The organism is Dendronalium phyllosphericum CENA369, from assembly GCF_016056275.1.
Lineage (GTDB): Bacteria > Cyanobacteriota > Cyanobacteriia > Cyanobacteriales > Nostocaceae > Dendronalium > Dendronalium phyllosphericum.
On record NZ_JAECZA010000217.1, the window covers coordinates 1 to 19,650 of the forward strand.

Consider the following 19,650-nt stretch of genomic DNA (forward strand, 5'->3'; position numbering starts at 1 on the left):
GATAATTTCTTGAGCGTGAGTTCCCAATAGCCGATTAATTTGTTCTACTAGATTCATCTCATCACAGATGCCTGCGACTATGCCGCAGTGGTCAATATCCTGTACCCTAATATCTAATGGTGATGCTGTCATGCTTCTAAAATGCAGCATTTAGCTCATTTTCAAAAATACAGCATTTACGAGCGCACCTGCGGAATCTAGGATCTTACTGAACACTGCTGTCCATAACCGAAGAAAATCACCATCCCGAAGCCGAAAGCGGCTATCAATACCCAACTGAATACCCCGACAAAAAATAATCTTTGCAGTCTGGCGGCTTTTTGCTCTTGAACCAGTCTGGCTTTCACTTCCTTAGCGCGTTCGGCTTCTAACCATGTCTCAACTTCTCGGCGATCGCATTCTTGGCTAGCAGCTAAAAACTGATAATCCACATCGCTCAAACTTTTGCCCTGCGACCAAGCTAAAGCCTCCAATAAGGCAGTTCCGCGCAAAAGTCGTGAATAGTCACAGTGCTTGGAAGCTACCCAAGCATTTAAGGCTTGAGAGTAAGGACGCAGTTTCGCCAATTGTTTTTCTACCCAAGCTTGGTTGAAAACCTCTTGATAAATGCGATTTTTGACAATCAATTGCCCGTGGTGCTTAGTCACCAACCCTGACAACAACAGCTCGATTTGTTCTTCTCCATCATCAACAGATACCTGAGTTCCCTGTAAAATTTGCTGGTATAGTCCTAGTAAACCACCAGCACGTTGCTCGTTTCTTAAGAGGCGATCGCGGATTGTCTTCAAATGCTCTGGTTCATCATTAGCTTCCCAATTCTCTAGGATGTGCGTTTGTACTAGCTTTTCGAGAATCAACGAGGGAAATTGATAATAAAAACTGATGAGATGGTAATTAACGATTGGTAAATGGTCGTCCAACTTGTAACGCTCATCTGCTTCTAGAGTTCTATGTTCCTCAATATCCTTGTTGCCACTATTTCTTTCCTGCACGACTATTTGACATAGCTTTTGGGTGAGAAACGGCTGTCCACTCGTCCAAGCCAAAATTTCTTTCAGAACTGCCATCGGATTAGCTACTTTACCTTCTAAACCCGCTGCTAATGGCTGCACTTCTGACAAACTAAAGCCCTCCAGAACAATAGATGTACCGATATTAAAAGGGGTACAGTTGCGATCGGCAATCAAATCTGAAGGCGTTGCCACACCAAACAGCGCCCAGGTGAGGCGGTTATATTCGGGGTTTTCTGCTCGCTGATTGTAGCAAGACCGAATCAAAGTAAAAAAATCAACAACTGGAAAATTCAGACCGAGAACGCTATCAATTTCATCAACAAAAATAAAGATTTTTTCAGTTTGCAGTTGAACTAACAAAATGTCTTCTACAAACTGGCTTAATCGCTGTAGTGCCGATAAATCTTCTCGCTCTGACCACCAAGCTTTTAAATTAACTTTACCAAAAAGATTGAAGCTCCTTAATAAATCAACAACTATACCCTTGTACCACTGCGAAGGCGTAATATTGCCGTTACCAATTCTGGTCATATCGATAGAGGCGCAACTGTAACCTGCTTGTTCTAATCTATGCCTCGTTCGTAACCGCAAGCTAGACTTGCCCATTTGCCTAGAGCTAAACACATAACAAAACTCGCCCCGCATCAAAGCATTATAAAGTTCTTGGTCAGCTTGCCGTTCTACATAGCTAGGTGCTTCTACTTTCAGGCTACCGCCGATTTGATATTCATATTGATTCATCTGCTTCGCCCATTTATAGCAAAGTGTTGAGTGCTGAATTCTTTAACCCAATTGTTCGCGGAAATACAGTCGATACAACTCACAACTGGGCACTGCTTGATTTCCTTCAAGTTTTACCAATCCCATGCTTTCTAGTTTATAGGCGGCGATCGCTTCTAGTGGCACGCTTGTTGGAGATGTTACTACTTTTTTGAGTGCTGCTTTCAGTTCGGGATGGGTTTGCAGATTTGCTAAATGATGCCGCAGGTAGTTGCTATAAATTCCTGCTATCGTAGGGGCAGTTTCTAATAACTGCTCTAGGCTTAATTCTTGTCGTACCAAATGATAAAGAGCAAGACGTACTAAATAAGGATGACCGCCAATCATCGCTACTAGTAAAGCCAGTTTTTTCGCTCCAGCTTCGCCTTCAGCCCAAGCCAGTCCATGACGTAATGCCAAGTCCTGCACTTGCTCTAAACTAAATTCTGGTAACTTAATCGGTAGACCGACGTTAAAAGGCGATTGATTGATATCTAAAGGGATATAAGCTTCAGTGGCATGAACTACTAGTAATCGGAGTTTTTGCCAAATTTCTAGTTCGGAAGCGTCTTCGTACCAGGAGCGTAGTAGTGGGAGAAAGTCACCAGAGATTTCTGGATATTCAAAAATCCGATTAACTTCATCTAGAGCTAAAACTACCGGACAGTCGATTTCCTGCAACACATAGCTTTGTAAATATAATGTGCAGCTGACTTTACTACCAATGTCCTCATCCCAATACTCGTGTAGTTTTGGCTCTAGGTTCAACTGTCGGCTGACATTGGCACAAAACCAGCGTAAAAATTTTTCTAAGCTCGTGAAAACTTGACTATCTGCCCGCTGTAAACTGATTTGTACAGTATGTAACCCACTTTGTCTAGCATGAGTAAGAATTCTTTGCATCAGGGAAGTTTTCCCCGTTTGGCTGGGTGCTTTGATGCGGATCAGGCTTCCAGGTTTATTAATTTCAGCAAAGGTGCGTTCTTCAATTGGCGGACGTTCGATATAAAAGCTGGAGTTGAGCGGAACAGAGCCACTGGGAATTTCTAAATAGTCGGGGTTGAGGAGGACGGATTTTTTCTCTTCTTGTATCTTCGTCACCACAGGTAACTCTGATATGTCATTGCCATTGTCCTTAAACAGAAGCCCAATCTCTCCGATACTGGTTGATGGCTGATGCTGCTGCAAGACTGCTGTTTGTACGTGCTGCTGCTTTGTTTGGCGGATACTAATTTGCGATCGCCGCCGCAAAACTGACCTAAAATTACTTTTTGTGACTTCTTCCTCCAAAGCATGTGACAGTAACTTCCATAACTTAGAACCAACATCTTTGATGTAATTGGCATCATAGCCTGAGCTTTCTGCTATCTCTGGATAAGTTTGCCCTTCCCAAGCTTTGCGAAAGACTAACTCCTGAACGTCATTTAAGCTTTGTTCAAGAAACGTATCTAAAATAACTAATGCATCTTCAAGATTCATTTTTAAAAAGAGAAATAAACTTTGTTTTAGATATGACTTTAACGGACTTTTTACTACTTTTTTCGTTATTTACTTAAATTTAATAGTCTTATGTTTTGCACTGATGAAATAATTGTCTATTTTGCAACTAAGTAAAGAAATTAAAGGTGTTTATCCAACAACATAACGATACAAAAGGTTAATCTCTCCTTATTCAACTTCAACAATGTATTATCTGCAAAAAAGCTATGCATGTATGGCATTATTTTAAGTATAATAACTTAAAAACATTTACTTAAGTTTGTTAAATTGTATACTTTAGATAATAGCTGTCAAATGGTGTCTGGGGAGTATCCAAATTTTGTTTCTTTAACTCGCTTGCCTCACCCAAAACCTTCCCTACTTGCAGCTATCTAATAGCTGCATTTTTATAAATATTGATACAACTTATTTAAAACAATACCAAAAGCATTGACATAGTGAATATAGATTTAATCAAGCATCCAGCAAATAGCTTGCCATGATAAATATTTGGTGAAGAGTGCTGCGATCGCATGATATTACCATCACGATAAAATCAATCCATCCAATTTCTAGTTTTTATTTCTTATTTAATACCAAATTATTTAACAATTTATACTTCCATAATGTGATTGCAAGATATGTTGTTCTGCACTCATATTTACTTTCTGTAGTTACTCATTTCAGCTTCTACAGTTAATATTCCCAACCAAGCAAGCTACATGAAACATCATCTTACAAATCAATAATAAAACTATTTCGTAGATGAAAATCAGCTTTTGTACCTTGGTGAGTTAATGCCCAGTAAGTCACTTCATCGTCTTTGTGTTTGATGACAGTAGTGATGGCAACTTCTAAGTTTTGGTCTTTTGAGACAATTTTATTCAAATCGACATCCAAAGCAAGTGTTAAACTCTCAGATTGATTTTGGACGCTAAATGGAAGTGTTATAAAAGCTGTTTCTTCTTGCATTCCTTGACGATAATCATCAAAGCGATAGACATTCCAATGTCCACTAGGAGAAAGGTTAAATTCCCAATATTGTTGGGAATTCTTGATGCTAATGAAGAACTCAAAGCATGTATTTTCCCAAAGTTGATGCTTTCGTGCTGGTGAGTTTGCAGGTGGGGTAATAACGACTTGTTTTAAGTCGCCCGACAATGTGTAATGAATGACAAGTGTATTAGCATGTCGGGCGATATTGCCTGTAATTTTCAAATTAGCTAAAGACTCTGCCGGGAAGGGTTGCAGAGAAAATGTCTGGCTCATTTCATATCCTGGATAATAGAACGAATCTTTGTTTCTTGGGATTCGATGCTTTCGGTAAGCTTGAATTGGACTAGTGCCCTTTCAAGGTTGTGTTCTGGATGCTTAATTTTAAAGTAGACATTTCCGGCTAAATAATCAGCAAAAAATCGCAATCCTAACTCAAAGGCGATGAGACGAATGGCATCGTACATGTATGCATAGTCATTCTCGGTGAGAAATGCCTTAGCTACGGAAAGATACCCTTCTAAGATAGCCTGACATAAATCGGTATCAAAATAGACACTTTCCCAATTCTCGGTTTCTTCGCCAGCAGGATTGCAGCCCGATCGCAGACAATCGCCAATATCGTAATGTACCAGACCTGGCTTAACGGTGTCGAGGTCGATGACGCTAACAGCTTGTTGAGTAGCGGTATCAAACATGACATTATTAATTTTAGGATCGCCGTGCATTAGGCGTAACGGTAGCCGACCTTCAGCTTTAGCATTTTCTAAAATATGTGCAAAGGTTTGGCGATCGCGAACAAATTGCAAACCATAATTTAGTTCTGGTGACTTAGCTACACTAGTTTTTGGCAGTACTTCTTCGTAGTGTTGTAGATAAAACGGTGTAATATGAAACCCCTCCAAAGTATCGGCAAGTTTTTCTGGAGGTAGATCGCTAATCAGATTGTGGAACATCCCCAGAGCATAACCGATTTCTTGGGCGTGGGAGCGATCGTGCATTCTGTCAAAAGACTGCGAGCCTTCAATGAAGCTAATCGCGCGCCAGAATGACCCTTGAGCATCCCGCCAATGGTCTTGAGCATCTTGAGTCAACAACACGCGCGGCACTTCCCAGCGGCGAGTCAGAGGAGTGATTTGTAAACGTTTGCGAACATGCTCGGTAAAGGTACACATATTCTGCATGATCAGTTGAGGCTGACGAAATACCTGCGTATTGATGCGTTGCAGGACAAAATGCTGTTCTTTTGGAGAATCTAGAGAAACTAGGAAAGTGTCATTGATATTACCACTTCCAAATGCTTGAACGCTCTTAACTTTTCCCTGAAGCATGAATTGGTTGGCAATGGCAACTAGATTGTCTGTAGCCTGTGTTTTGAGATTTTCTGTTATGTTCATATTTGACCTGCACTACTCCTCACGTAATTGCACTAAGGCAATAGGGGATATAGTAACCTAACTTGCACTGTAGGTCAGGTCTGTATATATAAAGCGTTAACAGAGTAGGGTGTATTGTCGATTATCATCTGCATCTGAGGGAACTAGGAGACATTGCCGAAGGCATCAACAATCTTTTTTACTGGCTATGAATAGTTGTTGCATTGTGCTTTAAATCACTTTCTCAGCCATAACTCAAAGTGGTAAAAGAATTGTTGTTGGATGATTGTCTCTACACAAGAGTCCAACGAGAGTTAATTTTTTACTGCTTAAGAGACTTTCATGCCTAAATACATATCTGCAATCGTAGCTGTCTTCCTCTTAATTATCGGGTTTGCATCTACAATTCAAGCTGCAACTCCCCGTTCAACTTGGGTGGAAAATGAAATTTACCAATACAACCATCCGTTTGCATCACAATTACCTCAAGAACTGGCAACGAAAATGCAAAAGATGGCAGCTAGTCCCTTCGCCTTTTATCGGGGGACGGCTCATATTTTTTATCGTGATATGCAAACCTTCCCAAATTCAGGATTTGTCAATTCTTCGACATCAGCCATCTGGTTAGAGGGAGATATGCATATGCAAAATCTGGGGGGAATGAGAGACAGCAACAGTAACAACGTCTTTGACACCACTGACTTTGATGAAGGCTATCTTGGCCCCTACGTTTGGGATTTGCGACGGATGGCAGTCTCGATTCTTTTAGCAGCCAAAGAGAACGGAATCAGCTCTAGCGATGCTCAAGATATTGTGCGGAATTTCTTGGATGCTTACCTCAACAAAATGAGTGACTTTAAGGGAACCAACGATGAACTGTCATACCGTCTGGAATCAAGCAATACAAACGGCGTGGTCAAGGATTTGATTCAAGAGGCAGCAGGTAACAGTCGCTCTAGTTTGCTAAATAAGTACACGATGCTAAATAGTAGCAATCGAGTTTTTCAGACAACTTCCCAACTCCAACCTGTATCTAGCAGTACTTATTCAGACATTGCTGGGGGTATGAGTAGCTATATCGCCTCAATTCCTAGCAGTAAGCGCTATAGCAATAGTTACTACACTCTAAAAGATATTCGTCTCAAATTAGGTTCGGGTACTGGTAGTCTTGGTAAGTATCGCTATTACTTGCTGATTGAAGGCCCAAGTTCCGCAACCGACGACGACCGGATTTTAGAGATGAAGCAACAAGGTACTAGCGCTGTGGCGATCGCCGCTCCAGGTCTTTTGCCAAGTTCAGTTTATAATAATCATGAAGGTGCAAGGGTGACAATTGCCACTAAAGCGATGCTTTCTAATACTGACCCATTACTTGGCTATACTACGGTCAGTAGCATTCCCTTTATGCTGCATGAAAAATCACCTTACCAAGTAGATTTTGACTATACTTTACTAACCACTAAGTCAAAGTTCATGGATGCAATGTCTTATGCAGGAAAGGTTGTGGCAAAGAACCATGCCATCTCTGATAAAGACTACGATACTGGAATTGTTCCTTACAGCGTTGATAAAGAAGTGACTGATATCACTAGCGGTAATAAGACTGTATTCAAAGATGAGATAGTCAACTTTGCGCTAGACTATGCAACTCAAGTTGAGTACGACTACACCAGTTTCGTTAATGCTTACAACAGTGGAGTGACACTTTACTAAACTGAACTGTTTATTGCAATTATTGAATATGGGCAACAGCAATTAGCTGAGTGCGATCGCTCCTCATGAGAATTGGGAAAGATTAAGCACCATAGTGATTTTATCCAAGTTGTTGGGATGGTGGGGAAGGGGGAGCGATCGCTATTTCCACATAGGTGCTTTAATTACCCAATTAATAAAAAGATAAAAGAGATGATTTTGATTGCAGTTATGCAATTTTAAATGATTATTTCAAAAAATATGCCTAGCAAAATCATAATAAAGATATTGCCAAAGCTAAGGAATGAAGCTATTTACGAGTTGTCTCAGTTGATTCCACTCTGGTAGCCATGTCCATGCTTGATCTGGCGATCTTTGAATTTCCTTTACAATACGTTCTCGGAAAACAAATGGTTCTCCTAAGCCAAAACTACTTAAAGCAGATCTCATACCGCAGAGTAAGTCTTTCCCTGAAAAAAAGGTCAAGAAATACTCAAATCTGCGGCCACCAGGGCGACAATCTGGAAGTAATTGCTCAAACTTAGCCATAATATTATTTTCTTGGATTGTTTGATTTTGTAGATACTCCTGCATAATGCTTTGTATTTCTTGACGACAGTCTGCTTCTGCTAAGTGAATAGGAAAGGGATGTCTTCCAGTACCCCAACAATTTTTAAGTGGCAACAGCTTTTGTGGCCGAGAAAGCGACAAAGCTATTCTTGCAGCAGTGTATTCTGCAATTACTCTGGCAGAATTTTCCAGTGCTAGACGATATTGGTCAATTGGTGGTGCTTTTGCACCCAACGCACGGTATACAACTTCTGGGTCAATTAGATAATTTTCAATTTCCTTCCGTTCCCATGACCAGCCTATTTGTATGTTATTGTTATTATCTTTTATTAGCCAGCTACGAGGGGTATTTGTAGGCACAGAGTCGTCTTCATTAAAGTCTCCATCCTTGATACCAGCAATAACAGAATTAGGAAGAAGTCTGTTCTGCCTAATGAATAGAATTTTTTGATCCAGACCATACTTACTACCACCGTATCTAGTTGTGCATACTCCCAAAAGTAAATTTAAAATAACTCGAATATCTGGACTATCCTTTCCTCCCTCACAGTACAAAATATCTACAGGCACAAAGAACCTCCAGACAAACGGTAAGTTTCATCTTCCCCAATAACATCATTAACTGCTTCCGAATGGGTTGTAAAGATAAACTGGCTAGTAGGAGCAATTTTAGGAAGCTGATTCACTAACATTTGTGCCGCTGGGGGATGCAAGTTCAAATCAATCTCATCAATCAATACAACTGAGTATGCTATCTGTTGTCTGACAAACTCATACAAAATAGGAAAAACTGCTTGCTCACCTGCTGACATTTCTACAATGTCATATCGTCTATGTCCATCCGAGAGCAAAAAATAAGTGTTTTCCTCTGTTGGTGAATCAATACTTGGTATATGTTGCTCTAGTCCCCAAAAAGAGCGCTCTGGAAAAATTTTTTTGTAATAACGCTCCAGATTTTTTAGATAATCATTTGAATAAGTATTTCCACCTTGCTCTTGTTTACGTCTCCAAGCAATTAGATATTGACGAAGTTGACCTACACCTAATTCAAAAGAAACTCCTCCACTGCGCTCCCTTGATTCTCTACTTGTTTCGTTATGAGCGTTTGACCCAAGGTTACGAAATTGATCGAACCAAAAAACACCTGGAAGTTTTGAAAACTGGGAGCGTACAGATTGTTCTCCCTTATTAAGAAACCATTGAGCATAAGAACGACCTCGAAATTGTAAGCGCTCTTGCTGATCCTTTCCAACTGTTGTCCAATAATCCCCGGTTAATAGCAATTGGACAGAACGACTATTGCCAGGTTCAACAAAACGATTGTCTTTTTTGAATTCACTTGGTTGTGCTTCAAACCATTGCTGAGCTATCTGACGTGTTGCCTCCAATTCATCATTTTCAAAGGAAACTTCTAATTCAATGCGTGGTGTTCCACTTTTCCAATAGCGTTCTGGAAGAAAGCCTATCCAGTCAAATGATTCTATTTTTTGAATTTTTCCGGTGGCAAGTGCAAGTGGCAGTGCTATTGCTTGCAATAAAGTTGTTTTTCCTGTCCCATTGTCTCCAAGAACGAGAAATTGGTTACTTACCTCTTCAAGGGTATGATTTTTAAATGAAACATCAAGTTTGTCAAACAACTTAAAGTTCTGAATAGAAATAGACTCTACTTTCATAACAATCTTCCCTGTAGGCAAGGCTATTGATCAAGTTTTACACCAACTTTCGCCATAATCAATTACTTGTACCTGAAAACCTTTAACAGTGGTATAAATCTTGTTGTATTAGGGTAAAAACTTTTTATACCAGTTAGGGAATCGCCTCTTCACCTTGACTCTTCAGCTATAGTACTTTCCCCTTCTGATTCAACAAGCTGAAAATTCACTTTGTTGTATAAATCTTGCAAGGAAATTTCAAAGGGTACTGTTGCAAGTGCGATCGCTTCATCATATTCACGAAGCGTCCATTGCTTCTTACCAATCTTAGAAAATTGCTCTACATGAATTCTATTTTGGTCAATTAATAGATATTCTTGGAAGGTAGAAATTGTTCGGTAAGCCTCAAATTTATCTTCGCGATCGTAACCTTTGGTCGATTTTGATAAAACCTCAACAATCACTTGAGGATTTGTAATCATATCTGTACGGTTATTGAAATATGCTGGCTCACCCGCCACAATCATTACATCAGGGTAAGTATAAATGCGTTTCTGGGGAATCCACAAACGCAAATCAACTGCAAAAACTTCGTAGTTCTGTTGTCTGAACGCAAAATTTAAAGCAGAACCTAGATTGAGTGAGATTCGATTGTGATTGGCTGTTCCACCTAGCATTGGAATTATTTTTCCATCAATATATTCGCTGTTGTAATCAGCAACTTCCTCTAGTTTCAAATATTCTTCTGGGGTATAGTATCGCTGTTTTGTTACTTGCATAGTTTTATCATCCCATCAATTTAATTTTTAATTATCCCCACAATCTCCTACCCGCTTTGCCATTTAATCTTTCATGAGCATCTTCTAACAAAGCAGGAATATCTAACTTTTCCGGACAGCGGGGCAAACAATCACCGCATTCTATACAGCGGTTGGCTTTCATTCCAGGGAACCAATGACCGGCATTTTCAAACATGCCGTAGCGATATTTTCCATAGTCGGTCATATCATATGCTACTGCCAAATTTCGTAACCGTAATACCTCTGGAATATTGATATTTTCCGGACAAGGTAAACACGCGTAACACTGGCTACATTTATCAGTTTCTAAAGCAGCTTTTTGATGATTTTCTAATCGTTCAAATGCTGCAATTTCTGCTGGCGTTAATTCACTATCACACTCAGAAACTCGTAAGGGTTCGATTAATTCATCTGGCTTTGCTGGCCCGACACTCAGAGTAGTAATGCGGTTGTCACTCAGCAAAAAACGATAGTTTAATTCTAAAGGTGAAAACGGTTGACACAAGTCTTTTAAAGTTTGTGGTGGCGTGTATAAGCGTCCTCCCTTATCAGCAGGGGAGATTATAAAAACGCCCATATCTTTTTGAGCAGCTAGCTGAATTGCTGATGCGTTGCGTTGAAAGAAATAGTAATAATGCAGATTGACAAATTCAAAAAAATCTGTGTTTATTGCTGCCAAAATCACCTCTAATGGCCCGTGGGTGGAAAAACCAACGTGTCGCACTCGACCATCAGCAATGGCTTCCTGAACGGCTTGCATACAGCCATTTTTGGCTTGCACCCACTCTAAATGTTCCCAAGTATTTAAGCCATGAATTCCCAAGCAATCTAAATAATCCAGATTTAATCGTTGTAGGGATTCATCAATGTAGCGGCGCATACTATCAGCGTCGGCTGTGGGCGGGATTTTGGTAGTGACATGAAGCTGTGAACGAGACACTAACAACCCAGCTTTGATGGCACTACCAAGAAACTCCTCACTTTTGCCGTAACCTCTGGCTGTTTCTAGATGATTTATTCCCAGCGCTAAGGCTTTGGCAATGGTCTGCCGAGCATTTTCGACATCAGCTAGGTAGCGCATTGTTCCCAAAGAAAAAACTGAGAGGCGTAAATTTGTTTTTCCAAAGCGTCGGTATTGCATTACTTAAGTGCTGAGTGAAGAGTGAAGAAATAATTAGATTTTCATCTCTTCTTTAAGATTTACGCAAAATCATTGAAAAATGACTGACAAAAGACATAAAGAAACAGAGATGAGAGACAAATTTGGCTTAAGTCCTGATTCTTTATTCTTGACTCAGCACTCAGTACTCAGCACTCAGCACTTTTCTAGCTATCACCATTACCAAAGCGCTTGATTAAATCTTCAGGACGAAGATTGGAAATAAATTCACGAAAAGCTTGCTGTTCTGCTTCATCAGCGTCGCGGTCAACAGGGATTGAAGCATCAGCAACAACTTCTTCCATTACCCAAATAGGGGTATTAGTACGGAGGGCGATCGCGATCGCATCGCTAGGACGCGCGTCAATTTCTTTTTTGACTTCGCCTTGTTGAACAATTAAAGCTGCATAAAATGTATCCTTTTGTAAGGAATGAATAATAACGCGTTCTAGAGTCATATTCCATGTCTCTAAAATATTCACAATTAAGTCGTGGGTTAAAGGTCTGGGAGGCTTTTGATTCTCCAGGGCACTCATAATTGCTCTAGCCTGTTCTTGACCAATATAAATTGGCAAAGCACGCCGATCTGAGGCATCTTTCAAAAGTACGATCGGGCTGCGGGTTATGGCATCTAATGCTATACCAGCGACTTTCATTTCAATCATTGACTAAGCCTCTACAATCCTTTGAGCGATTAGACTCTTTGTAACAATTAAGACTCTTTTGGGTAAGTATTTGACGGGAATAAACATAAGCATTGTTCTCTATAATTGCTTCTATTAAACTCCGAACTTGTTGTGAACACCAGAGTAAGTTAAATTGGTCTGTTTAGACAATAACCTTCTTAACCAAGTATGCCTTGTGAAGGATGCGAATGTGTTAAGATTTCTAATAATTAGTTAGGTCAGAAATTATACTTAGATTTTAGGCATTCTTGTGAGAATTACCAGTTGATTTTAGACAAAATTAGGCAATAAATAGAGTTAGTTTTACAAAAGAGCCGTGTTTACAGGATTAATTCAAGCATTAGGAACGATGACACCCTTAGGGGACGATTCTTGGCAAATCACTTTTGTAAGTGAATCATCTGTTGTTATTATGCAAGATTTGGCTTACGGTGACAGCGTTGCTGTAGATGGGGTTTGCCTGACAGTAGAAGAAGTTTTAAAAGATGGGTTTATTGCCACTGCTTCACCAGAAACTCTACGTCGGACGACTCTAGGAAACGAGCAAACACAACAGAGATTCGTCAACTTAGAAGCTTCGTTGCGGGTGGGCAGTAAAGTTGGAGGTCATTTTGTGATGGGCCATGTAGACGGCATAGGTAGATTGCTAAGGGCAGAACAAACGGCTAGTTCTTGGGAAATGACCTTTAATGCATCCGAGGCGATCGCGCGGTACATTGTCCCCAAAGGTAGTATAGCTGTAAATGGCATTAGCCTGACAGTGGCTGCCTACGAACCGGAACTATCTCAGTTCGCAGTGGCGGTAATTCCTCTTACCTATGCCGAGACAAATCTCCGCTATCTTGTCCCTGGCAGTTTCGTTAATCTAGAAGGAGATATTCTAGGCAAATACGTAGAAAAATTTCTTTACCCTGCTAAAACAAATCATCAAGTAGCAGATGAAATCAGTTTAGATACTATTACACCCGCATTCTTAACAGAACACGGGTATTTGTGATTGGGTATTGGGGATTGGGTATTTAAGATTGAGGATAGAAGAATTTATGACTATAATCTTTTTCCCAGTCCCCAGTCCCCAGTCCCCAGTCCCCAGCCTCAACTGCCCGATCGTTGTGTCAACTGGGCTGTCTGTAGGGTTTGCACCAACTGGCTTAGACCTGCCTGTAATTCAGTGCTTGGGTCAACAGCAACCCATCCATCTTGTGTGAGGTGGCGGACTTCAAAGTGCAGGTGAGGCCCTGTGGAAGCCCCGGTGCTGCCAACTCGCCCAATCATAACTCCTGGTTCTACCCATTGACCGGGTTTAACTAAGATTTCTGACATATGACCGTAAAGGGTTTGTTCGGTAGAATTGTGCTGAATGACAACGGCTAATCCATAACCACCCATCCAGTCAGCAGATTCTACTTGACCTCTTGTCGCTGCTAAAATTGGCGTTCCCATAGGCACGCCTAAATCTGTACCAGCGTGGAAGCGTTGAGTGCCTGTGATTGGATGAACTCGCCAACCGAATAAAGAAGTAATAGGAGCGGGTATAGAAAGAGGATAAACCATTCCTGTACCGCCAGCATAAGCGATCGCCCGACTGAAGGGGATTTGTGGCAATACTGATGCTAGTGCAAAATCGTAAGACACGTTGCTAGGGCGGGGTGCGACGTTACCATCTGCCATTGGTGGGGGCAAAGTACCAGCACTCGGTGCGATCGCAGATGTACTTACTCTTGTGGTGGCAAAATCGTTAGGGTTAGGAATAAATCGATTGGGACGATATGTAGTCTTACTGTCACTAATAGCCACGGTGCGAGGAGCGCGCCATTCAGTGTTTCTGCTATTGGTGGCTAGCTGCCTAACTGGTGGAACGTTTGCTAGTTGAGCATTTTGACTTTTTTTGATCCAACTGGGTGCTGGTTTCGTGTTAGTATCTGCTAAACGATCGCGTGACGGTGTTTTCGCACAAATACCGGCTGATAAATTTTGCCCAGACGGCAAAACAGCTCGACAACCGCTAGAACGTTCTGTAAGTACTACCGAGTTAGGTGCTTGATAAGTAGCTGTAGTATCGGTGTTGTAATTGGTGGGGTCTATGTAGGAATTATTGTAATCCTTGGTTTTCCCTGCCGTTGTAATATTAGGCTGGTTCGAGTTATTTGCTGGTTGGGCAACTTCCGGAAGTTTCTCAGGTAAAGAACGAGGAGTAATAGGTTTTTCTTGTCTGAAACTCGTTCTTGGTTGGGAAACTTCAACTTTGGGTTTTTCCTCACTGACACTCGCGGGGGTGACTGAGGAAGTTTTTGCCTGAGTTGTTGACTTTCTCACGCGAACTACAGGCTCGGAAGCCTCGATTTTAGGTTGAGATTGTCGCCCTGTTAGTTGAACTTCAGCCCGCTCAATTGTGGTTTTCTGTAACCGCGACTGACTCCTGTTGACTGGTGCTGTTGATTGAGAAACCTCTGACCTACGCAATTTCTTTGTGAGTGTGGCTCGTCGTTCGGCGAAATTCGCCTGAGTGCGAGTGGATTCTGGCGCAGCAGTATCTTTTTTTACTAAACTTGCAGCTGTTGGCTGGGAATTTTCAATAGTAGGAACTATGTTATCTATTTGTGTTTCCGTTTGAGCGTACACTAAGCCACCGCTGAGGAGGCTAACACTACTCAACAAACATAGGCTCTGTGCTGGTAGGTTATAAGCCAAACGTTTTGTGCTTAAACCTCGCTGCCATAAGTAGTGCAAACGGTTAGGGGCGTTATTGCGCTGCGTCATTTGTTCTCTCAGTTTTTTCTAGAGTAATCCTAAAGGTAGACGTATTTACATTTGTGCTGATTCAATGAAGTTGCCTTCGGGTTCATATTTTTTAAAGTTATCCGATATGAGTTGCTGCCCAACCATGACTTTCGTCATGATGTGGAAGTTTACTTTTCGGTACTCCAGCATTAATCATTTTGCGGATTACTCCATAATTAGCCTCAAGAGATGATTTCTGTGGTTTGTTTTGCTTGAGCAAAATTTTAGACAAACCTAACAGTTAAACAGAAGACTTGCTATATCCCAAACTGATTATACCGGGTTCAACTGAAATGTCAGGTCTTACTGATTCATTTGTATTAGCAGTTTCCATTCTTAACTGGAGATTTCCTTGAGAAGTGACTCCAACCACAACGCCTGCACAGTTGTTAATGTATACCTTATCGCCCATGTTGGTTAGCAAATCTAAATAGCGAGACAAGAGTATGCTTATTCCTTCTTGACAAAGGCAGTGCATACCGGATTCTATTCCCTGTAAAACTGTGCAGGTTAGCATTTCTAGACAAGAAATTGGTTTAGTAGCTTGAGTAGCTTGCCATAATTCTAAATTGATGCCGGTTTCTGGTACTGGGTTTGCCCAGTTAACGCCAACACCAATTACTGCTTGCGCGATCTGTCCGTGGCTGACTTTAGTTTCAGTCAAGATGCCGCCTAGTTTGCGACCATCTAAAACTAAGTCGTTGGGCCATTTAATCCCAACACTTACCCCGCACTGGCGCAATTGTGCGGCAATTCCCCAAGCACTTGCTAAAGTTAGTTGGTGGCTGGCACTAGCTTCTAGTTTAGGAGCGATCGCAACCGAAAGATATAATCCTCCGGTATGAGAAATCCACTGTCGCCCCCATTGCCCCCGTCCGGCAGTCTGCTGAGTTGCGATCGCTACAGAACCAGCTTCAGCACCTTGCCCCAGTAAGTCCCAGAGAGTTTGGTTAGTTGAGGATACACTGTCAAAAATATGTAAAGAAAATGGTAAATTATTAGACTTATAGCTTTGTTTCCAGGAAGCTTCTAATATTTGCCGATTGAATTTCACAGCAGTTTCCCCAAATTGCGTTGTTCAAGTTAGCATGAATTGGCTGATTTCTGTTTAGGTTTGGTTAAAGATGCACACTTGGCATTGGCACAATTGGCAAGGACTACCCTACCTGACTTGTAGTCTCTTAGAAGATTGGCATCACGGTTTCTTGACTCACCAGTTTTGGCCGCGATCGCCGCAAGAATTAACAACTGTGCTGCAACCAGAAGCATTAGCTTATCGCTTGAAGCAAGTACATGGCAATACTGTTCTCACCCCCCAAGAAATTGATACTAAGTTAAGTACTGGGGGAAATGATGTAGAAGGAGAAGGTGATTCTGCCCTAGCGTTAGCAGATGGTTTAATCAGCGAACAGCCTCTCCAAGCGTTGTGGGTAGCTAGTGCAGATTGCACGCCAGTGCTAATTGGCGATGTGAAAACCGGACAAGTTGCAGCACTACACGCAGGTTGGCGGGGTACAGCTAAGAAGATTGTGCCGCAAGCGATCGCCCGACTCAAAACCCAAGGCAGCAAATTGGACGATCTAAGAGTTGCCATGGGGCCGGCGATCGCTGGAGAAGTTTACCAAGTCTCAATCGAAGTGGCTGCGGAAATTGGAGCTAGCATTATACCAGATGAAGACCAACGTAAGATTGTTGAAGCATTATACAATCTGCCAAATTCACCTTTACTACACGACCCCGAAGCTGGAAAAGTTAGGTTGGATGTCCGGCGGGTGAATGCCTTACAGCTTGAAAGTTTGGGGATTAGTGCGGAACAAGTAGCGATCGCTCCTTACTGTACTTACCAAACTCCAGAGCATTTCTTTTCTTACCGCCGCGAACAAGAGAAAAAAGTGCAATGGTCGGGGATTGTTAGTGGTAAAAAGGTGTAGCTGATGACTGATGACTATTCAAGCTAAATCCTCAACACAGGATAGTTAGAATGCTCAGGATTTGGGATAAGGCGCTGATTTTTACAGTTAACTAGTAAATCCAGCGTTTCTAGTACCGTTTGTCCAATCAAAACTATATTACCTGTAACCAATGTTGCTTCAGTAGTTTCCCGTCCGGCTAATTCAATAATTACAGGTTCAGTCACACCCATAGATTCTTCACTGCCATTGGCGTATTGGGCAATCTGCTGTCCTCGAATTCTCAAACCAAGTTGCTGCACAACGGACACAGGTAGTACAGTACGTACTGCTCCAGTATCCACTAGTGCTTCGGTTTCATACATCCGCAGCATATTAGGATTGAGCATTCCTCGGCTGACAAGCGCTTCATCAATGGCATTGGTGAGTTTTACTTTGACTCGAACTGCACCCATAGGTTGATTGCTGGCAGGATTGTAACTATTGACATCTACCATAATCTGTGTATTTGAGAAAATTATTGTATTTATACTGTAATTAAGTTCATCTCAAAGCCTCAATCAACAACTCGCGGTGCATTAATGCTCGATCTACTAAAGACTGGATTTGTTCTGGCGCAAGTGGATCGCCATTAGCATAATGTTCCATCCAAGTTTTACTAATTACATTTGGGTCATCTGGTAAAGTTGCCAAATCCCACCCAGGTATTGCCAATTCTTCCATCAGGCGATTTACCTTGGGGTCGTAACTCAGAGCAAAACAGCGACAACCTTCAGCAGCTGCCATAATCAAACTGTGCAAGCGCATTCCAATTGCCATTTCCACGCCGCGAAACACACCTTTTAAAAGTTGCGGATCTTCCAGACATAAAATCTTGCTGACATCTTGAAGGTGTGGTTGAATAGCTTCGGCAATACTTAAATCTTCACTTTTTTGAAACGGTAATAGCAAAATAAAAGCTTGGGTAGCTTTTTGAAAATCCACTAGGGCGCGAGTTAAATTTGCTAAACGTGTTTCGGTCAGTTGAGGATGCGATCGCAATGTTACAGCAACCCTCGGTGCAGGTAAATCCCAAAGTCCCGGTACTGGTTTAGACTCCAACGCCCAAACCGGATCGGGAGCGATGATACAAGGAATTTGCCAATCAGATAATAAAGCAGCACTGGCGCGATCGCGTACGCTAACTTTAGTACAGCCAGCAAAGTTTTGCCTTGCCAACCACCGAGTTTGCGGACGCACTAACGGCCCGATACCCTGCGCCCAAGCAACAGTTTTTAAGCCCATTTTCTGAGCCAATGTCATTAGTCCCCCGTAATAAAATGGGCTGATGGTACTAGTAACATCTTGAATTAAACTGCCACCGCCCCAAATAAAGGCATCACAAGAGCGTAAAGCTTGGAGTACAGCTAAGGGAGCCATACGGTTGTAGGTTTCTACATTGTAGCGATCGCGGGTTTCTTCTGGATTGCCAGAAAGAACCACAGGTGTTACATGAGGTGGTAACATTTGCAAAAGCGTCGCCAACAAAGCTTCGTCACCACCATTACCTTTGCCGTAATACCCAGACAATAACGCCCGCATCTTTACCATTTTGAAATTTTGAATTTTGAATTTTAGATTATCAACTTTTCTCAATAGTTAACCGGATATCAGCCATCTTGCCAATAAAATATGAATTTGCTATGGGAAGATGATGTGACACAAAAACAAGAGGACTAAATTACTCTTATCTTTTGACTTTTAACTTTTAAGTTTTGACTTCCTTATGCACGCTCTTTCAATTCTCACTTGGATTATTCATATTTCTAGCGTTATTGAGTGGATTGCCGCTATTTGGTTAATCTGGACTTACGGCGAACTCACCGGAAACCGCACTTGGTGGGGATTATCCCTTGCCATGTTACCAGCTTTAGTCAGTGCCATGTGCGCTTGTACTTGGCATTATTTCGACAATGCCCAATCTTTAGAATGGCTGGTAACGCTACAAGCTGCCATGACTTTAATTGGTAATTTTACGCTTTGGGCAGCGGCTGTATGGATTTGGCGTTCTACCAAGTTCGTTAATGTTGCAACTAATACTATTGAATCAAAATCGATTAAATCAGAGCAATGATATCTAAAGAAACCCTATTTGCCCTTTCACTGTTTCCCTATCTGGGTTTCTTGTGGTTTATTGGTCGCAGTCAACAAATGCCGCGTTTGGCGTTGTATGGATTTTACGGCACGCTGGTGTTTGTTGCTATTACCATACCAGCAGGAATTTACGCGCAACTACATTATCAACAGTCCTTGGCAAATGTAGATTGGTTGCATGGCAGTGCAGAATTATTTTTGACACTTTCAAATATCTTGATTGTGCTAGGTTTTCGGCAAGCAGTAATCCAGAGGAAAGCTATATCTCACCCACAGCCGCCAAACAACTACAATCCTAGTCTGCCTCAACAAGACTTGTCTGAAAAAAATTAAAGAAGAATAGACCTGGCGTAAAAGGGATTGGGGATTGGTGGAGTAGTGGTATATCAAACGCTTTACTAATTTATCGCGAATTAAATTTGCCAGTACGCTGCAATGTTAATGCATCTCAATGCAATGCCAATGTATGCCGATGCAATCTTAATGCATCCCGATGCAATGCCAATGTATGCTGATGCAATCTTAATGCATCCCGATGCAATGCCAATGCATCTCAATGCAATGCCAATGTTTGCCGATGCAATCTTAATGCATCCCGATGCATTAAAAACGCTACGCTTTTAGGCAAAACTGTACTAAGCTGTCGC

21 protein-coding genes are annotated in these 19,650 nt (G+C 41.6%); 6 read left to right on the plus strand and 15 right to left on the minus strand.

Annotation, left to right across the window (positions count from 1 at the left end):
- The 5 genes from I8752_RS23920 to I8752_RS23940 form a co-directional block, all read right to left on the minus strand.
- Window positions 1–132: DUF4277 domain-containing protein (locus tag I8752_RS23920; RefSeq protein WP_214434783.1), on the minus strand; the 132-nt coding region annotated here is incomplete at its 3' end.
- 65 nt (window positions 133–197) lie between these two features.
- A complete protein-coding gene (locus tag I8752_RS23925) occupies window positions 198–1,754 on the minus strand; it encodes an AAA-like domain-containing protein (protein ID WP_214434745.1) in 1,557 nt (518 codons plus the stop codon).
- Window positions 1,755–1,796: 42 nt separating this feature from the next.
- Entirely contained in the window at window positions 1,797–3,251 is a 1,455-nt protein-coding gene (locus I8752_RS23930) for an AAA-like domain-containing protein (RefSeq protein ID WP_214434746.1), read from the minus strand.
- 735 nt (window positions 3,252–3,986) lie between these two features.
- Window positions 3,987–4,520, minus strand: coding sequence for a DOMON-like domain-containing protein (locus tag I8752_RS23935; RefSeq protein WP_214434747.1), 534 nt, complete (start codon window positions 4,518–4,520; stop codon window positions 3,987–3,989).
- Entirely contained in the window at window positions 4,517–5,641 is a 1,125-nt protein-coding gene (locus I8752_RS23940; RefSeq protein WP_214434748.1) for a phosphotransferase enzyme family protein, read from the minus strand. Before I8752_RS23940 ends, I8752_RS23935 begins: the two co-directional genes overlap by 4 nt.
- A 321-nt stretch (window positions 5,642–5,962) precedes the next feature.
- Between I8752_RS23940 and I8752_RS23945 the strand changes: the two genes are divergently transcribed.
- On the plus strand, window positions 5,963–7,333 hold the full coding sequence (locus I8752_RS23945; RefSeq protein WP_214434749.1) for a DUF2252 domain-containing protein: 1,371 nt from the start codon (window positions 5,963–5,965) through the stop codon (window positions 7,331–7,333).
- Between the two features lie 276 nt (window positions 7,334–7,609).
- Here the strand turns inward: I8752_RS23945 and I8752_RS23950 are convergent, their stop codons facing one another.
- The 5 genes from I8752_RS23950 to I8752_RS23970 all read right to left on the minus strand — a co-directional run bounded on the left by I8752_RS23950 (window position 7,610) and on the right by I8752_RS23970 (window position 12,158).
- A complete protein-coding gene (locus tag I8752_RS23950; protein WP_214434750.1) occupies window positions 7,610–8,452 on the minus strand; it encodes a hypothetical protein in 843 nt (280 codons plus the stop codon).
- Window positions 8,443–9,555 (minus strand): AAA family ATPase, encoded by a 1,113-nt coding sequence (locus I8752_RS23955; protein ID WP_214434751.1) that lies wholly within the window; start codon window positions 9,553–9,555, stop codon window positions 8,443–8,445. The genes I8752_RS23950 and I8752_RS23955 overlap by 10 nt, the downstream gene beginning before the upstream one ends.
- 149 nt (window positions 9,556–9,704) lie before the next feature.
- The gene (locus I8752_RS23960) at window positions 9,705–10,313 is read right to left on the minus strand and encodes a Uma2 family endonuclease (RefSeq protein ID WP_214434752.1); all 609 of its coding nucleotides are present in this window, start codon (window positions 10,311–10,313) and stop codon (window positions 9,705–9,707) included.
- A 31-nt stretch (window positions 10,314–10,344) separates the two neighbouring features.
- Window positions 10,345–11,475: an aldo/keto reductase gene (locus I8752_RS23965; protein ID WP_214434753.1), complete on the minus strand. Its 1,131-nt coding sequence runs from the start codon at window positions 11,473–11,475 to the stop codon at window positions 10,345–10,347.
- A 185-nt stretch (window positions 11,476–11,660) separates the two neighbouring features.
- Window positions 11,661–12,158 carry a bifunctional nuclease family protein gene (locus I8752_RS23970; protein ID WP_214434754.1) on the minus strand — a complete coding sequence of 166 codons (498 nt, stop codon included), beginning with the start codon at window positions 12,156–12,158 and terminating at the stop codon, window positions 11,661–11,663.
- Window positions 12,159–12,495: 337 nt separating this feature from the next.
- Here I8752_RS23970 and I8752_RS23975 point away from each other — a divergent pair, with 337 nt between their 5' ends.
- Entirely contained in the window at window positions 12,496–13,176 is a 681-nt protein-coding gene (locus tag I8752_RS23975) for a riboflavin synthase (protein WP_214434755.1), read from the plus strand.
- 98 nt (window positions 13,177–13,274) lie between these two features.
- On the opposite strand, the gene I8752_RS23980 is transcribed toward I8752_RS23975, so the two are convergent.
- The 3 genes from I8752_RS23980 to I8752_RS23990 all read right to left on the minus strand — a co-directional run bounded on the left by I8752_RS23980 (window position 13,275) and on the right by I8752_RS23990 (window position 16,014).
- Complete coding sequence (locus I8752_RS23980; protein WP_214434756.1) at window positions 13,275–14,939, minus strand: M23 family metallopeptidase; 1,665 nt, start codon at window positions 14,937–14,939, stop codon at window positions 13,275–13,277.
- Between the two features lie 97 nt (window positions 14,940–15,036).
- A complete protein-coding gene (locus I8752_RS23985; RefSeq protein WP_214434757.1) occupies window positions 15,037–15,192 on the minus strand; it encodes a hypothetical protein in 156 nt (51 codons plus the stop codon).
- A 9-nt stretch (window positions 15,193–15,201) separates the two neighbouring features.
- Window positions 15,202–16,014: a biotin--[acetyl-CoA-carboxylase] ligase gene (locus I8752_RS23990; protein ID WP_214434758.1), complete on the minus strand. Its 813-nt coding sequence runs from the start codon at window positions 16,012–16,014 to the stop codon at window positions 15,202–15,204.
- A 70-nt stretch (window positions 16,015–16,084) separates the two neighbouring features.
- On the opposite strand from I8752_RS23990, the gene pgeF reads away from it, so the two are divergent.
- A complete protein-coding gene (gene pgeF / locus I8752_RS23995) occupies window positions 16,085–16,891 on the plus strand; it encodes a peptidoglycan editing factor PgeF (RefSeq protein WP_214434759.1) in 807 nt (268 codons plus the stop codon).
- Window positions 16,892–16,914: 23 nt separating this feature from the next.
- Here pgeF and I8752_RS24000 read toward each other — a convergent pair whose 3' ends face one another.
- Both I8752_RS24000 and csaB read right to left on the minus strand, forming a co-directional pair.
- A complete protein-coding gene (locus tag I8752_RS24000) occupies window positions 16,915–17,367 on the minus strand; it encodes a retroviral-like aspartic protease family protein (protein WP_214434760.1) in 453 nt (150 codons plus the stop codon).
- A 46-nt stretch (window positions 17,368–17,413) separates the two neighbouring features.
- A complete protein-coding gene (gene csaB, locus I8752_RS24005; protein WP_214434784.1) occupies window positions 17,414–18,451 on the minus strand; it encodes a polysaccharide pyruvyl transferase CsaB in 1,038 nt (345 codons plus the stop codon).
- A gap of 184 nt (window positions 18,452–18,635) precedes the next feature.
- On the opposite strand from csaB, the gene I8752_RS24010 reads away from it, so the two are divergent.
- The 3 genes from I8752_RS24010 (at window position 18,636) to I8752_RS24020 (ending at window position 19,627) form a co-directional block, all read left to right on the plus strand.
- Complete coding sequence (locus tag I8752_RS24010; RefSeq protein WP_214434761.1) at window positions 18,636–18,983, plus strand: DUF2499 domain-containing protein; 348 nt, start codon at window positions 18,636–18,638, stop codon at window positions 18,981–18,983.
- On the plus strand, window positions 18,980–19,336 hold the full coding sequence (locus I8752_RS24015; RefSeq protein ID WP_225895867.1) for a DUF3593 domain-containing protein: 357 nt from the start codon (window positions 18,980–18,982) through the stop codon (window positions 19,334–19,336). The genes I8752_RS24010 and I8752_RS24015 overlap by 4 nt, the downstream gene beginning before the upstream one ends.
- Before the next feature lie 102 nt (window positions 19,337–19,438).
- Window positions 19,439–19,627 (plus strand): hypothetical protein, encoded by a 189-nt coding sequence (locus tag I8752_RS24020; protein ID WP_214434762.1) that lies wholly within the window; start codon window positions 19,439–19,441, stop codon window positions 19,625–19,627.
- Window positions 19,628–19,650 lie beyond the last annotated feature (23 nt).

Coding starts and splice junctions, on each gene's coding strand:
- I8752_RS23925 (WP_214434745.1), bottom strand. CDS start 1,754: ATGAATCAATATGAATATCAAATCGGCGGTAGCCTGAAAGTAGAAGCA.
- I8752_RS23930 (WP_214434746.1), bottom strand. CDS start 3,251: ATGAATCTTGAAGATGCATTAGTTATTTTAGATACGTTTCTTGAACAA.
- I8752_RS23935 (WP_214434747.1), bottom strand. CDS start 4,520: ATGAGCCAGACATTTTCTCTGCAACCCTTCCCGGCAGAGTCTTTAGCT.
- I8752_RS23940 (WP_214434748.1), bottom strand. CDS start 5,641: ATGAACATAACAGAAAATCTCAAAACACAGGCTACAGACAATCTAGTT.
- I8752_RS23945 (WP_214434749.1), top strand. CDS start 5,963: ATGCCTAAATACATATCTGCAATCGTAGCTGTCTTCCTCTTAATTATC.
- I8752_RS23955 (WP_214434751.1), bottom strand. CDS start 9,555: ATGAAAGTAGAGTCTATTTCTATTCAGAACTTTAAGTTGTTTGACAAA.
- I8752_RS23960 (WP_214434752.1), bottom strand. CDS start 10,313: ATGCAAGTAACAAAACAGCGATACTATACCCCAGAAGAATATTTGAAA.
- I8752_RS23965 (WP_214434753.1), bottom strand. CDS start 11,475: ATGCAATACCGACGCTTTGGAAAAACAAATTTACGCCTCTCAGTTTTT.
- I8752_RS23970 (WP_214434754.1), bottom strand. CDS start 12,158: ATGATTGAAATGAAAGTCGCTGGTATAGCATTAGATGCCATAACCCGC.
- I8752_RS23980 (WP_214434756.1), bottom strand. CDS start 14,939: ATGACGCAGCGCAATAACGCCCCTAACCGTTTGCACTACTTATGGCAG.
- pgeF (WP_214434759.1), top strand. CDS start 16,085: ATGCACACTTGGCATTGGCACAATTGGCAAGGACTACCCTACCTGACT.
- I8752_RS24000 (WP_214434760.1), bottom strand. CDS start 17,367: ATGGTAGATGTCAATAGTTACAATCCTGCCAGCAATCAACCTATGGGT.
- csaB (WP_214434784.1), bottom strand. CDS start 18,451: ATGCGGGCGTTATTGTCTGGGTATTACGGCAAAGGTAATGGTGGTGAC.
- I8752_RS24010 (WP_214434761.1), top strand. CDS start 18,636: ATGCACGCTCTTTCAATTCTCACTTGGATTATTCATATTTCTAGCGTT.
- I8752_RS24015 (WP_225895867.1), top strand. CDS start 18,980: ATGATATCTAAAGAAACCCTATTTGCCCTTTCACTGTTTCCCTATCTG.
- I8752_RS24020 (WP_214434762.1), top strand. CDS start 19,439: ATGTTAATGCATCTCAATGCAATGCCAATGTATGCCGATGCAATCTTA.